Origin of the sequence: Bacillus sp. VT 712 (genome assembly GCF_001614195.1) — a bacterium.
GTDB lineage: Bacteria > Bacillota > Bacilli > Bacillales > Bacillaceae_H > Priestia > Priestia flexa.
Genome location: NZ_LWBK01000020.1, coordinates 77,973 through 91,931 on the forward strand (window position 1 = coordinate 77,973; position 13,959 = coordinate 91,931).

A 13,959-nucleotide genomic window follows, 5' to 3' on the forward strand; every position below is an offset into this window, starting at 1 on the left:
TTACATGAAATTGAGCTTCAACATAGACTATTCTAACCGAAAAAATTCTGAAAATTTAGTTTTATTGAAGCCGTTTTGAGGACCATTCATTATTATTGAGAGGGGTGTTTCATCAATGAAACAAGTGGTGAATATGTATAAGAAGAATGATGGGCAAAAGAGACTAGGAGTTATTCGATTAGAGCTTGATTACGAATTAGCTACGCTGTATGAAGCAATGGTTGAAAATAACGAAGAGAAAAAGAATCAGTGCAAGCAAAAGTTAGAGAAGCTTCGCCAAGAAATGATCTCCTTGCAATAAAGATAGCTGATGCTGGAATGAGAGTAGAAAAAACTGGTGAATATAAGAGTAAAGGGAATGGAGAGAAGCGTAAATACTTCTCTCCTTTGTTCTGTGAATTGACATCTTGCAGTCGTTTTTTTAAGCTTAATACAGGACTTTCAAAAAAGGGGGAACACTAAATGAGGGATTTTTGGAATCAGGTTGATACATATGCAAAGCAATGGATTAAAGAAGCAGGTGATCGAATTAAAGCTTCTTTTAGTAGAGAGCTCGTGATTGAAACAAAATCAAACCCTAACGATTTAGTAACCAATATGGATAAAGATATTGAACAGTTCTTTATTTCAAAGATTAAAGAAGTATTTCCAGGCCACCGGATTTTAGGTGAAGAAGGGTATGGCGAAAAAATTGAAACATCTGAAGGTGTTATTTGGGTAATTGATCCAATTGATGGAACAATGAACTTTGTTCATCAACAGCGAAATTTTGCTATTTCCGTAGGTATTTTTGAAAATGGAGTTGGACAAGCTGGATTCATATATGATGTTGTACATGATGAGCTGTACCATGCTAGAAAAGGGAAGGGAGCATATATTAATGACCAACAGCTGCCACCTTTAAAGCAAGTTAGCATTGAAGAGTCTATTGTCAGCTTAAACGCAACGTGGGTAACGGAAAATAGAAGAATTGATCCATCGGTGCTTTCACCTCTAGTAACGCGTGTGAGAGGAACAAGGTCATATGGGTCCGCAGCCATTGAGCTTGCATATGTTGCAGCAGGAAGGTTAGATGCTTATATTACGATGCGCTTAGCACCGTGGGACTTTGCGGCAGGGAAAGTTTTAATTGAAGAGCTTGGAGGCGTCGTAACAGACTTAGAAGGGAAGCCTTTAGATATTTTAGACAGAAGCAGCGTATTCGTTGCCAAGCCAGGTTTACACGAAGAAATTTTGTCTACGTATCTTTCTAAGTATAAAGGCTGAAAAAAGACGAGTCTGGGACAAAACAAAATGTTCCTTTCTAAAGGACGAATGATGCCTTTTTTAAAGTCGTTAGGTTATACTAACCGGTTCGTTCCATTGCGCTACAGACACTCGCTTTCCGCGGGAAGGAATCTGAGCCTCCTCGCTACGCTGCGGGGTCTCAGCCTTTCCTCTATCTCCCGCAGGAGTCACGTGTCTTACGCTCCATTCCACTAATTCTCTAAAATTGGTTTCCCAATCAAGAAAAAATCCGAACTATAAAAGAGTCGTTAACTCTCAATGGTTCGGATAGATCATTGACTGAAACACTTATGTCTCAACCTCGTTTCGTTTTTGTGCTATTTCAGAAAAAAATTACAGTTGATTTTTTTCTCTCATTTTCTTTTTTGTTGTGAATCCGAAGCCCATAATTGCAACGAGGGCAACGATGGATCCAATAACACCGGTAGCGCTTCCTTCCCCGATAAATATACCAATTGCCATAATTGAAAAAGTTGCTAGCATTGCATATAAAACAAATACCCACTTAATGTTTTTCATGTTGATTCCTCCCAAATTTATTCAATAAGTATAGTGTACAACAAAATCATTCAGCAATTCTAGATTTAGTGTGATATAATAGCTTAGTTATTACAAGCATAGGAGTGAAATGCGTGAACATTCGTAAAGATTTACGTAATATTGCCATTATTGCCCATGTAGACCATGGGAAAACAACGTTAGTAGATAAATTATTACATCAGTCCGGAACTTTCCGTACAAACGAGCACGTGGAAGAGCGTGCGATGGACTCAAATGACCTAGAGCGTGAGCGTGGAATTACAATTTTAGCTAAAAATACAGCTATTAATTATAAAGATACGCGTATCAATATCATGGATACGCCAGGACATGCCGACTTCGGTGGAGAAGTTGAACGTATTATGAAAATGGTAGATGGTGTTCTACTTGTTGTTGACGCATATGAAGGTTGTATGCCTCAAACACGTTTTGTATTAAAGAAAGCTTTAGAACAAAAGTTAACACCAATCGTTGTTGTAAACAAAATTGACCGTGACTTTGCTCGTCCAACTGAAGTTGTTGATGAAGTAATTGACTTATTTATTGAGTTAGGTGCAACAGAAGAGCAAATTGAATTCCCGGTTGTATACGCATCAGCAATCAACGGAACTGCAAGCGTAGATCCTGAGAAGCAAGATGACAACATGGAAGCATTATTTGATTCTATTATTGAGCACATTCCAGCACCAATTGACAACAGTGAAGAACCGCTTCAATTCCAAGTAGCAATGCTTGACTATAACGATTACGTTGGTCGTATTGGAGTGGGACGCGTGTTCCGCGGAACAATGAAAGTAGGACAGCAAGTTGCTTTAATGAAGCTTGACGGTTCAGTTAAGCAATTCCGCGTAACGAAGATGTTCGGTTTCTTAGGGCTAAAGCGTGTAGAAATCGAAGAAGCAAAAGCAGGAGACCTAATTGCCGTATCAGGAATGGAAGACATTAACGTGGGTGAAACGGTTTGTCCGTCAGAACACCAAGAAGCACTTCCTGTATTACGTATCGATGAGCCAACATTACAAATGACGTTCCTAGTAAACAATTCACCATTTGCAGGACGTGAAGGTAAGTTTGTTACATCTCGTAAAATTGAAGAGCGCTTAATGTCTGAACTTGAAACAGACGTAAGTCTTCGTGTTGAAAACACTGATTCTCCTGACGTATGGGTTGTATCAGGACGCGGTGAGCTTCACTTATCTATCTTAATTGAAAATATGCGTCGTGAAGGCTATGAAATTCAGGTGTCAAAACCAGAAGTAATCGTACGTGAAATTGACGGTGTACGCTGTGAGCCTGTAGAGCGCGTTCAAATTGACGTGCCAGAAGAGCATACTGGTTCTATTATGGAATCTATGGGTGCTCGTAAAGGTGAAATGGTTGATATGATCAACAATGGAAACGGTCAAGTTCGCCTTATTTTCATGGTGCCGGCTCGTGGATTAATTGGATATACAACAGAGTTCTTATCATTAACTCGTGGTTTTGGTATCATCAACCACTCATTTGATAGCTATCAGCCAATGCAAGCTGGTCAAGTAGGCGGACGTCGTCAAGGTGTGCTTGTATCAATGGAGACAGGAAAATCATCGACTTACGGAATCCAAGGTGTAGAAGACCGCGGTACAATCTTCTTAGAGCCTGGTACGGAAGTGTATGAAGGAATGATCGTTGGTGAGCATACGCGTGAAAATGATCTTGTTGTTAACATTTGTAAAATGAAACAAATGACAAACATGCGTTCAGCTAACAAAGACCAAACAACAGGTATGAAAAAGCCGCGTATCATGTCTCTAGAACAATCTCTTGAATACTTAAACGATGACGAGTATTGCGAAATTACGCCAGAATCGATTCGTTTACGTAAAAAGATTCTAGATAAAAACGAGCGTGAAAAAATCGCGAAAAAGAAAAAATATGCTGATATGAAATAAGCAGTAAAGAAGTTGCTAAAGCGCTATGCTCTAGCAACTTTTTTGTTTTTTATAGAGGTAAAAGGAAGCTCATTGTCGAATATTGTATATGTTGATAAGTAAAAAGAAGCCTACTTCATAAGAGAGAAGTCAGTGGGATTACATAAAGGAGGAAACATAGGGTGAACGTAGAAGATCGTCTGTCTTTTTTTGCAGCTCTATATCGTGTTGATAAAAACTCGGATGTCGGAATGTGGATGCTTTATCTTACAATTTTATTGCTGTCAATTGTTGTATATAAGCTGGGGTTTGCGAAAAAATTGCCGCTTTTAAAATCCATTATTATTTATCTGTTCCTAGGGTTCGGCTGTACTGTGCTTACGTTTTTAGGTATCTTTTTGCCGGTAGCAGAAGGGTTAGTTGTGGCAGCGCTTATTTTAATTATTTATAAGATTAGGCTTTATCAATCCAAAAAAGAAGATTCAACGATAAATATGTAAAAGCCGCTAAGGATAAATCTTAGCGGCTTTTATAAATGAAGCTACCTATCCATAAAGACAGGGCAAAAAGAATATGTCCCGCCGTCCAATAGAAGAAAGCCCCCATGTCATCGATACGCGGGGTAGCTTTAATGGCTAAAGCTGTAAGAGGGAAATATAAAGGAATGGTAGGTAAAGTTAAGAGAAAGGCTATAACAAGCATGCTACCTGACGATAAGTGACGAAATCGATTTTGTATCCACATAAAAACAATCCCTATAATGACTGCAATGACTAGGTGAAACACAAACTCCACCCATTCAGGCCATTTGATGTCTCCTATAATGGGAATGAAATCGACGTTTAATAAGAGTGTATAAACCTTTTTAGACATCAGCTGCTCCAGCCATTTTAAGACCAAACCTAGCACAGTGCCACTTATTACTCCTACAACCATTCCTTTATAAATCATGCTTACCAGTCCTCCTCCGTCTGCTTGGATTGATATAGCTTAAAGTTTCCGGTAGCAATTCGTTCTTTTGTACGCTCTTCAATACGTTCTGAGCATTCATTGCACATATATGTATGTATAGGACGATTACGAAGTCTTTTTGCTACAAGCGTTTCATCCTCAATTGATTCAATTTTATCACATAGGACACATTTTACTCTCATCTATCTCACCTCGTTTTCTCTATACAACATTCTAGCCCAAAGTGCATTGTTTATAAAGTTGTAAAATGTATTTAGTCGTTATTTAAACAATGTAAAAGTTTTGAAAACAAGGAAAAGTAAGCAGGTAAACAGATTCTTTGTCTAGAAAACAAGTAAGTATACATAAACGGGAGGAGGGATATAAATGGCAAATGAAGTTGAATCCAGTTTAGTCGAAGCACTGTACGAAGAGCTACAAGCAGAACGTTTTGTAACAATTTCAACCGTTGATTATGAAACAAAAGGACCAAATGTGAGTGCCATTTCATGGATTTATGCTCCAACCAATCAAATCATCCGTTTTGCTGTCGCAAGCAAATCCCGAATGGTTAAAGACATTTCGCAGTGTAAAGATGTTGTTGTGAATTTGATTGCAAATGAATCTTGCTATGCGATTAAAGGCAGTGCAATTGTTGTCAAAGAGAGAATGGAAAACGTTCCAATTAAGCTGACGCTGATTGAAGTAAGCATAAAAGAAGTAAGAGACGTTATGTTCTATGGATCTAAAATCTCTACCAATCCGACTTATGAAAAAACATATGATCCAGTAGCTGCTTCTAAATTAGATAAACAGGTAATGAGCGCATTAAAACAAGCTTAGCGTGAACTAAGCTTGTCTATTCTTTATTCGTTCTTTTGAAGGTGACCATTTGATTGTTTTTCTTGCTTGTCTCGTAATTGTTGCTGCTCCTCATTGTTTAACTTTTCATCATTTGTTTTGGTAGGTTCTGGGTTGCGGCGAATCTCTTCCGCTACTTCTGGCATGACGCGGTTTACGATGGCAGCAAGCTCATCTAAAAAGCCTGTAACTGGTCGACCACGTCTGATTTCTCTCGCAATTTCTTTTAAGCGCGTTACGGTATCAGGATCAGCAATGACAACGGAATTTGCTCCGTATGGGTCTGCTTTTAGGCTTTCTGCTACCGTATACTTAATCGAACTTACTTCGGAGCGATCAATTTCGTTATTTACATCAATACCAACGATTGCATATTTTCCTAACACAATAGCAGTAGCATCATTTACGTTTGGAGCGCTTGTTGCTAAGCTTACAAGATGCTGAGAAATTTGCCTAGCAGAGAGTTTTGTTTCAGTTTCAGGCGTTGAGTTTTTCACCTGAACGATGCGGTCTGTTTTTTGTCCTTCTTCAATCTGGGATTGATTATTGTTACAACCTGCTATTGTAAAACAAGCTAAGCTAGCAATAAGTAATCCTTTTTTCATTGGGGAGATACCTCCTTTGGTAATGGCTCATTTTTTGTAGCAATTTGTGTTTAGTTTTCAATAGTTCTTCTATCTTTATGCATATGTTCATATATTTAAAGCAAATGGTCCGTCCATTTACTCGAACTTCACGCGTGCGGTTTACATAAGATAAAAGTGAATGGATTCCTTGTTACACTCCTTAACTGGAAACCAAATGGAGTAGGAGGCTGAATTGTTGGGAAAAATCTACGTTTTAGATACAAATGTGTTATTGCAAGATCCGCATTCAATCTTTTCATTTGATGATAATGAAGTTGTAATACCAGCTGTAGTATTAGAAGAAGTAGATTCGAAAAAGAGAAATATGGATGAGGTTGGAAGGAATGCGAGACAAGTATCAAAGCTCATTGATAACTTGCGTCAACACGGTAAATTACATGAGAAAATCCCTTTGGAAAATGGTGGACATTTACGGATCGAGCTCAATCACCGTTCGTTTCATCAATTACAAGAGATTTTTGTAGAGAAAACGAATGATAATCGTATTTTAGCGGTCGCAAAAAATTTGTCGCTCGAAGAGGAAACCAAGGAAGACGGCCGTGAAGTCATTCTTGTTAGTAAAGATGTATTGGTACGCGTGAAGGCTGATGCTATCGGTTTGAAAGCAGAGGATTTTTTAAGCGATCGTGTTGTCGAATTTAACAGTATATATACGGGATTTGTGGAAGTATATATCCCAAGAGAAGTGTTAAATCATTTTTATGAAAACGGTGAAATTCTCACTTCTCAGATCGCAAATCATCCATTTTTCCCAAATCAATTTCTCGTTATGAAAGATGCATTTGGAGGTTCAGGTTCTGCTATTGGAATCGTCGATCAGACCGCTACAAAAGTAAAAAAGCTTCTCTTTGAATATGACCATATTTGGGGAATTAAGCCGCGAAATGTTCAACAAATTATGGCGCTCGAACTGCTCTTACGAGACGATGTCCAGCTTGTCACGCTCATCGGAAAAGCTGGAACGGGTAAAACCTTATTAGCTTTAGCATCGGGTTTAATGCAAACGGAAGACTTGGGCTGCTTTAAGAAGTTGTTGGTTGCACGGCCAATTGTACCGGTAGGAAAAGACTTAGGGTTTTTACCGGGTGAAAAGCAAGAAAAGCTTCGACCATGGATGCAGCCAATTTATGATAATTTAGAATATTTATTTAACACAAAAAAACCTGGGGAACTGGATGCTATCCTAGCAGGCCTTAGTTCAATTGAGGTAGAAGCCCTTACCTATATTAGGGGAAGAAGTATACCAGAACAATTTATCATCATTGACGAAGCACAAAACTTAACAAAGCATGAGGTTAAAACCATTTTAACGCGCGTTGGTGAAAAGAGTAAAATTGTGTTAATGGGTGACCCTGCTCAAATAGATCATCCATATCTTGATGAATACAATAATGGGTTAACATATGTAGTTGAAAAATTTAAAGAACAGAAAATATCAGGTCATGTAAGGCTTGTTAAAGGAGAGCGTTCAGGTCTCGCACAGCTAGCTGCTGATATTTTATAAGTGGAAAAAAATGAGCGCGCAGCTTTTCTTCTCTGCGCGCTCGTTCATTATGTAATAATAATTTCTTTTAAGTACGTAAGCGGCTTGTCACGGTTAGAGCCATCACATTCATAAACGTGTACAGGTCCATCTTCAGTTAAAGGTTTTCCGTTTTTACTAAAGCCAAAAATAAGCGTTTTAGCCTCTTCTAATGAGTAGCTAACGGATTCATTAGCTGTTACAAGCGTAACTGCGGTTGCCTCTTCTAGAGGCTCAGCGTTCTTTAAAAAAGGAGCAAAGGAGATACCGAACGTACCGTTCAATAGCTTTTGTTTTTCGTATTTCTTTTCTGTTTTTAAAGTTGGTGGGAATACGGCACCTTCTTGGATTTCTCGATCCCAATGTTTTGAAACAGTCTTCGTATATTGTTCATTTTCATCTACGTTTTCGACCTCAGTATCAAAAAAAGTAGTTAAGTCTACTTTTCGATCATCAAAAATCCAAACTCCAGGATCTAACGTGAGGGGGTAACGCACTTTCCCATGTAGCGAAATAATTGAATTCATAAAAACGCCTCCTTGGTAAAAGTATAAGCGCTTTCTTGTAATTTGTCATCCATACTCAGGATTTTGGTAGAAGTACTAAAATAGAATGTGCTATAATAAATCTATATTAATAAAGCGAGAGTTGCGATGAATAGTACACGTAATTTGTAAGAGAATTCGTAGGTCTGATGACATGCATGTTAGTTCTTGCTTTTTTACGAGTAAAACCTTACTATTAAAAGATAGATTAGGTAATCGCTCGGAAACGGAGGGATTGAGTTTGACGCCTGAGACAATGATAGATCATCGTGAAAAAGCTTATGCATTGTTAAAAGCTGATGCAGATAAGATTTTGCAATTAATTCAAGTTCAAATGGATAACTTAACAATGCCACAATGTCCTCTTTACGAAGAGGTTTTAGATACACAAATGTTTGGTTTATCAAGAGAAATTGATTTTGCAGTTCGTTTAAATTTAATTGATGAGCATGTCGGAAAAACATTGCTAGATCGACTTGAGCGTGAACTTTCTGCACTGCATGAAGCATTTACAAAAAAATAACACACACGGTGAAACTCAAACTATTAGATGGATAGTTTGAGTTTTTTGTTACAGCTCGTTTACATTCTTACGTGAGAAAAGCGAAAGTAGATAATGTATAGTAAAATGAGTAAAGGCATCACTTATTAACGTTTAAAGGAAGAGGTTTATGCTAAAAAAAATCTTTAAGCACTATGATTATTCTATCATTATTACCATTGCGTTGCTTTGTACAATTGGCCTTGTAATGGTATATAGCTCCAGCATGATTACGAGTATTACGCGGTATGGGCAGGATAGCGATTTTTTCTATGGCAAACAAAAAGGTTGGCTTATCATTGCTGGATTCGTATTTTTAGCAACCATTTTATTCCCGTACAAGCTATATCAAAAGCTGTTACCTATAGCTGTACTTGGTACATTTGGTCTTTTAGGGCTTGTGTTTTTAATGGGGCATACGGCAGGAGGCGCTCAAAGTTGGCTAAAGTTAGCTGGAGCAAGCTTGCAGCCCGCTGAGTTTGCAAAGTTAACGGTTATTTTATATTTAGCGCTTGTGTTAGGAAAACGTCAAGAATACATAAATGATATTAAGCGTGCTTTTATTGGGCCAATTGGGTTAACAATGGGTATCTTTATATTCGTAGCGATTCAACCAGACCTTGGGACAGGCCTCATTATTTTAATGATAGCAGTTGCAATCATGCTATGCTCGGGAATATCTCGAAAAACATTTTTTAAGCTTATTTTATTAGGGCTTGTCATGCTGACCATTATGGGAACGATTGGTGTATTAACAGGGCAAGTGACTGAAAATCGTATCGGACGTTTTACAGGAGCATCGGATCCTTTTAAATACGCACAAGGTGAAGGATATCAGCTTGTAAACTCTTACTTAGCTATCGGTTCTGGAGGGTTAAAAGGGCTTGGACTTGGTGAAAGCGTGCAGAAGTATGGCTATCTTCCAGAGTCACATACCGACTTTATTATGGCGGTTATTGCAGAAGAACTTGGATTCTTTGGCGTATTTCTCGTTTTAGGTTTACTAGGCTTTTTAATCTATCGCATTCTGACACTTGCCAAACGCTCAAAGGACCCTTTTGCTAGCCTTATTTGCATAGGTGTAGCGACCATGCTTGGAATTCAAGCGTTTATTAATCTGGGTGGCTTAACCGGTCTTATTCCGATTACCGGCGTAACGCTTCCGTTTATTAGTTACGGTGGATCATCACTGCTAAGTTTAATGATTGCCATGGGGATTGTTGTTAATATTTCGTTCTTTGTGAACTATCAAGAAAAAAGTAGCAAAAAAGCGAATAACGTGGTTTCTTATCCGAATAATGCTAATCCTGACTTATCTTAACATTCGGGTATATATATCATCTCAAAAAAGCAAAAATGAACGGTTAATTTATAACTTTCCGTTCATTTTTGCTTTTCTTTTATCCAATTTTGCTATATATTGAAGTTTATATAAAGATTGAAGGGAGAATTCGATGTGAGTCTGGTAACTAAAAAAATAAAAAAAGTACTAGTTGCAAATCGTGGAGAAATCGCAATTCGAGTATTTCGAGCTTGTACGGAGCTAAATATTCGAACGGTGGCAATTTATTCAAAAGAAGATGCAGGTTCCTATCATCGATACAAAGCAGATGAAGCGTATTTGGTTGGTGTGGGCAAAAAACCAATCGATGCATATTTAGACATCGAAGATATTATTAAAACGGCAAAGCTACATGATGTTGACGCAATACACCCTGGCTATGGTTTTTTGTCAGAAAATATCCAATTTGCGAAACGTTGTGAAGAAGAGGGCATTATTTTTATTGGGCCAAAGTCTAAGCATTTAGATATGTTTGGAGATAAAGTAAAAGCTCGTCATCAAGCAATTCAAGCTAATATCCCTGTCATTCCAGGAACGGATGGACCAATTGATTCATTAGATGAAGCAAAAGAATTTGCTGCACAGCACGGGTACCCCCTCATGATTAAAGCGGCGTTAGGTGGAGGCGGTCGTGGCATGCGCGTCGTTCGCAATGAAGCAAGCCTAGCGGAATCGTATGAACGTGCTAAGTCTGAAGCAAAAGCAGCCTTTGGAAGCGACGAGGTATATGTCGAAAAGCTTGTTGAAAACCCAAAGCATATTGAAGTTCAAATTTTAGGGGATCACAGTGGAAATGTTGTTCATTTGTATGAGCGTGATTGTTCAGTACAGCGTCGTCACCAAAAGGTAGTAGAAGTTGCACCAAGCTTGTCGCTAAGCGAAGAGCTGCGTGATCAAATTTGTGATGCTGCGGTACAGCTGATGGATAATGTAAACTACATAAATGCGGGTACTGTAGAGTTCTTAGTATCAGGTAAAGAGTTTTACTTTATTGAAGTAAACCCTCGCGTACAGGTGGAGCACACAATTACAGAAATGATTACAGGTGTTGATATCGTTCAATCTCAAATTCTAATTGCGGATGGCTATGACCTTCATAGTAATGTTGTTGCAATACCGAAGCAAGAAGAGATTATCACGCATGGTTATGCTATTCAATCTCGTGTAACAACAGAAGATCCACTAAACAACTTTATGCCAGATACGGGTAAGATTATGGCGTACCGTTCAGGCGGTGGCTTTGGCGTGCGTCTTGACACGGGCAACAGCTTCCAAGGAGCAGTCATCACGCCTTACTATGATTCTCTTCTTGTAAAAGTAACAACGTGGGCCTTAACGTTTGATCAAGCGGCGTCCAAAATGGTTCGTAACTTAAAAGAATTTCGAATTCGTGGTATTAAAACAAACATTCCGTTCCTTGAGAACGTGGTAAAGCATGAAAAGTTCTTAACGGGAGCGTATGATACGTCCTTTATCGATACTACGCCAGAGCTATTTGTATTTCCTAAGCGTAAAGACCGTGGTACTAAAATGCTAACATACATTGGAAACGTAACGGTTAATGGTTTCCCTGGGGTAGCTGAAAAGAAAAAACCAATTTTCACAAAACCTCGCGTTCCTCAGCTAGATTTATCAACGCCAGTGCCAAATGGAACGAAGCAAATTTTAGATGAACAGGGTGCTGAAGGGCTTGTTAACTGGGTAAAAGAGCGTAAAGAAGTTCTTTTAACAGACACAACATTCCGAGATGGGCATCAGTCTTTACTAGCAACGCGTGTACGTACGAACGATTTAAAACAAATTGCTAATCCAACAGCAAGACTATTACCGGATTTGTTTTCTCTTGAAATGTGGGGAGGAGCGACGTTTGATGTAGCGTATCGCTTTTTGAAAGAAGATCCTTGGGATCGTTTGTTAACGCTACGCCAAGAGGCGCCAAATGTCTTATTCCAAATGCTTCTTCGTGCATCAAACGCCGTAGGGTATAAAAACTATCCGGATAACGTAATTAAAGAATTTGTTGAGAAATCAGCATATGCTGGAATTGACGTGTTCCGAATTTTTGATAGCTTAAACTGGGTTGAGGGTATGACGTTAGCCATTGATTCCGTACGACAAACAGGTAAGATTGCCGAAGCAGCAATGTGCTATACGGGAGATATTTTAGATCCATCTCGCCGCAAATATGACTTAACGTACTACAAAAACCTTGCGAAAGAATTAGAGCAATCCGGGGCACATATTTTAGGAATCAAGGATATGGCAGGATTATTAAAGCCTCAAGCTGCTTATGACTTAGTGTCTGCATTAAAAGAAACGGTGGATATTCCAATTCATCTTCATACGCATGATACAAGCGGAAACGGTATTCTAACATATGCCAAAGCAATTGAAGCAGGCGTTGATATTGTGGACGTAGCAGTAAGCGCAATGGCAGGCTTAACGTCGCAACCAAGCGCCAATTCATTATATTATGCTTTAGAAGGGACCGAGCGTAAGCCGAAGCTGGACATTCAAAACCTTGAACAGCTATCTTACTATTGGGAAGATGTACGCAAGTACTACCAAGACTTTGAAAGTGGCATGAATGCTCCGCATACGGAAGTTTATGTTCATGAAATGCCGGGTGGTCAATATAGCAACCTTCAACAGCAGGCGAAAGCAGTTGGTCTTGGAAACCGCTGGGATGAAGTAAAAGACATGTATTCACGTGTGAATGAGTTATTTGGTGACATTGTCAAAGTAACGCCTTCTTCCAAAGTGGTAGGGGACATGGCGCTGTTTATGGTTCAAAACAATTTAACGGAAGAAACGCTATTTGAACGTGGTGAATCATTAGACTTCCCTGATTCAGTTATTGAACTATTTGAGGGCTATTTAGGTCAACCACACGGTGGATTCCCTGAAAAGCTTCAACGAATTATTTTAAAAGGTAAAAAGCCAATTACGGTGCGTCCGGGTGAGCTGTTAGAAGATGTTGATTTTAATGCTCTTAAGGAAAAGCTATTCCACGAGTTAGGACGTCAAGTTACAAGCTTTGATGCCTTGGCATATGCTTTATATCCAAAAGTATTTATGGATTATCACAAAGCGGTTGAGCAATATGGTGACATTTCGGTACTTGATACGGCTACTTTCTTATATGGAATGCGTCTTGGAGAAGAAGCTGAAATTGAGATTGAAAAAGGGAAGACGTTAATCGTTCGCCTTGTATCAATTGGAGAAGCACAAGCTGACGGTAATCGTACAATTTACTTTGAACTAAATGGTCAGCCTCGTGAAGTAGTCATTAAAGACGAAAGCGTGAAGACGACGGTTGTATCAAAGATGAAGGCAGATCTAACAAATCCAAATCAAATTGGAGCGTCTATGCCTGGAACGGTCATTCGCGTTATCGTTGAAAAAGGCGATAAAGTATCAAAAGGTGATCATCTCATGATTACAGAAGCAATGAAAATGGAAACAACGGTGCAGGCACCATTTGATGGTGTTGTGAAAAATATTCATGTAGGAAGCGGAGATGCTATTCAACCTGGAGACTTACTTGTTGAATTCGAAAGCTAAAAAAAGAGGCTGGGACAAAACCCTCCTCTGAGATGAAAAAAGCCGTGAAATTTTACGATGAGTAAAATTTCACGGCTTTGTTTTATTTTTTCCATAAAAATAAGGACCACTTCTGATAAAATATAGTCACCACAACAAATTCAACCAGAAAGAAGGGTCCTTATGTTTAAAGATTATAACATGAATCAATTAATTTTACCTTTAGAATTAGAAATGAAATTACAAGAAAACGATATCGCCTTTTCTATC

Annotated in this window: 14 protein-coding genes; 9 read left to right on the plus strand and 5 right to left on the minus strand. The window is 38.7% G+C overall.

Translation table 11 applies throughout. The features are described from left to right. The first annotated feature begins 115 nt into the window (after window positions 1-115). Together A2U94_RS11675 and A2U94_RS11680 are read left to right on the plus strand one after the other, a co-directional pair. Window positions 116-301, plus strand: a complete 186-nt coding sequence (locus tag A2U94_RS11675; RefSeq protein WP_025909118.1) for a YkzI domain-containing protein — start codon at window positions 116-118, stop codon at window positions 299-301. A 161-nt stretch (window positions 302-462) separates the two neighbouring features. Then, complete coding sequence (locus A2U94_RS11680) at window positions 463-1,266, plus strand: inositol monophosphatase family protein (protein WP_025909117.1); 804 nt, start codon at window positions 463-465, stop codon at window positions 1,264-1,266. Between the two features lie 354 nt (window positions 1,267-1,620). On the opposite strand, the gene A2U94_RS11685 is transcribed toward A2U94_RS11680, so the two are convergent. Continuing rightward, entirely contained in the window at window positions 1,621-1,806 is a 186-nt protein-coding gene (locus tag A2U94_RS11685; RefSeq protein WP_025909116.1) for a YlaF family protein, read from the minus strand. Between the two features lie 113 nt (window positions 1,807-1,919). Between A2U94_RS11685 and typA the strand changes: the two genes are divergently transcribed. Both typA and A2U94_RS11695 read left to right on the plus strand, forming a co-directional pair. Continuing rightward, window positions 1,920-3,758, plus strand: coding sequence for a translational GTPase TypA (gene typA / locus A2U94_RS11690; RefSeq protein WP_025909115.1), 1,839 nt, complete (start codon window positions 1,920-1,922; stop codon window positions 3,756-3,758). A 161-nt stretch (window positions 3,759-3,919) separates the two neighbouring features. Then, entirely contained in the window at window positions 3,920-4,237 is a 318-nt protein-coding gene (locus A2U94_RS11695; RefSeq protein ID WP_025909114.1) for a YlaH-like family protein, read from the plus strand. A gap of 19 nt (window positions 4,238-4,256) precedes the next feature. Here A2U94_RS11695 and A2U94_RS11700 read toward each other — a convergent pair whose 3' ends face one another. After that, window positions 4,257-4,688 carry a hypothetical protein gene (locus A2U94_RS11700; RefSeq protein WP_025909113.1) on the minus strand — a complete coding sequence of 144 codons (432 nt, stop codon included), beginning with the start codon at window positions 4,686-4,688 and terminating at the stop codon, window positions 4,257-4,259. A gap of 2 nt (window positions 4,689-4,690) precedes the next feature. Continuing rightward, on the minus strand, window positions 4,691-4,891 hold the full coding sequence (locus A2U94_RS11705; protein WP_025909112.1) for a YlaI family protein: 201 nt from the start codon (window positions 4,889-4,891) through the stop codon (window positions 4,691-4,693). 184 nt (window positions 4,892-5,075) lie between these two features. Between A2U94_RS11705 and A2U94_RS11710 the strand changes: the two genes are divergently transcribed. Further along, complete coding sequence (locus tag A2U94_RS11710; protein ID WP_025909111.1) at window positions 5,076-5,531, plus strand: PNPOx family protein; 456 nt, start codon at window positions 5,076-5,078, stop codon at window positions 5,529-5,531. A gap of 23 nt (window positions 5,532-5,554) precedes the next feature. Here A2U94_RS11710 and A2U94_RS11715 read toward each other — a convergent pair whose 3' ends face one another. Continuing rightward, entirely contained in the window at window positions 5,555-6,154 is a 600-nt protein-coding gene (locus tag A2U94_RS11715) for a YhcN/YlaJ family sporulation lipoprotein (protein ID WP_025909110.1), read from the minus strand. A gap of 217 nt (window positions 6,155-6,371) precedes the next feature. Between A2U94_RS11715 and A2U94_RS11720 the strand changes: the two genes are divergently transcribed. Continuing rightward, entirely contained in the window at window positions 6,372-7,700 is a 1,329-nt protein-coding gene (locus A2U94_RS11720) for a PhoH family protein (protein ID WP_025909109.1), read from the plus strand. A 47-nt stretch (window positions 7,701-7,747) separates the two neighbouring features. Here A2U94_RS11720 and A2U94_RS11725 read toward each other — a convergent pair whose 3' ends face one another. Further along, on the minus strand, window positions 7,748-8,245 hold the full coding sequence (locus tag A2U94_RS11725; protein ID WP_025909108.1) for a molybdopterin-binding protein: 498 nt from the start codon (window positions 8,243-8,245) through the stop codon (window positions 7,748-7,750). Window positions 8,246-8,519: 274 nt separating this feature from the next. Between A2U94_RS11725 and A2U94_RS11730 the strand changes: the two genes are divergently transcribed. The 3 genes from A2U94_RS11730 (at window position 8,520) to pyc (ending at window position 13,710) form a co-directional block, all read left to right on the plus strand. Further along, window positions 8,520-8,786: an Fpa/YlaN family protein gene (locus A2U94_RS11730; protein WP_373688708.1), complete on the plus strand. Its 267-nt coding sequence runs from the start codon at window positions 8,520-8,522 to the stop codon at window positions 8,784-8,786. A 148-nt stretch (window positions 8,787-8,934) separates the two neighbouring features. Beyond that, window positions 8,935-10,125 (plus strand): FtsW/RodA/SpoVE family cell cycle protein, encoded by a 1,191-nt coding sequence (locus A2U94_RS11735; RefSeq protein WP_025909106.1) that lies wholly within the window; start codon window positions 8,935-8,937, stop codon window positions 10,123-10,125. 141 nt (window positions 10,126-10,266) lie between these two features. Beyond that, a complete protein-coding gene (pyc, locus tag A2U94_RS11740; protein WP_025909105.1) occupies window positions 10,267-13,710 on the plus strand; it encodes a pyruvate carboxylase in 3,444 nt (1,147 codons plus the stop codon). The last annotated feature ends 249 nt before the right edge of the window (window positions 13,711-13,959 follow it).

Coding starts and splice junctions, on each gene's coding strand:
- A2U94_RS11700 (WP_025909113.1), bottom strand. CDS start 4,688: ATGATTTATAAAGGAATGGTTGTAGGAGTAATAAGTGGCACTGTGCTA.
- A2U94_RS11710 (WP_025909111.1), top strand. CDS start 5,076: ATGGCAAATGAAGTTGAATCCAGTTTAGTCGAAGCACTGTACGAAGAG.
- A2U94_RS11735 (WP_025909106.1), top strand. CDS start 8,935: ATGCTAAAAAAAATCTTTAAGCACTATGATTATTCTATCATTATTACC.
- A2U94_RS11680 (WP_025909117.1), top strand. CDS start 463: ATGAGGGATTTTTGGAATCAGGTTGATACATATGCAAAGCAATGGATT.
- A2U94_RS11705 (WP_025909112.1), bottom strand. CDS start 4,891: ATGAGAGTAAAATGTGTCCTATGTGATAAAATTGAATCAATTGAGGAT.
- A2U94_RS11725 (WP_025909108.1), bottom strand. CDS start 8,245: ATGAATTCAATTATTTCGCTACATGGGAAAGTGCGTTACCCCCTCACG.
- A2U94_RS11675 (WP_025909118.1), top strand. CDS start 116: ATGAAACAAGTGGTGAATATGTATAAGAAGAATGATGGGCAAAAGAGA.
- A2U94_RS11730 (WP_373688708.1), top strand. CDS start 8,520: ATGATAGATCATCGTGAAAAAGCTTATGCATTGTTAAAAGCTGATGCA.
- A2U94_RS11715 (WP_025909110.1), bottom strand. CDS start 6,154: ATGAAAAAAGGATTACTTATTGCTAGCTTAGCTTGTTTTACAATAGCA.
- A2U94_RS11685 (WP_025909116.1), bottom strand. CDS start 1,806: ATGAAAAACATTAAGTGGGTATTTGTTTTATATGCAATGCTAGCAACT.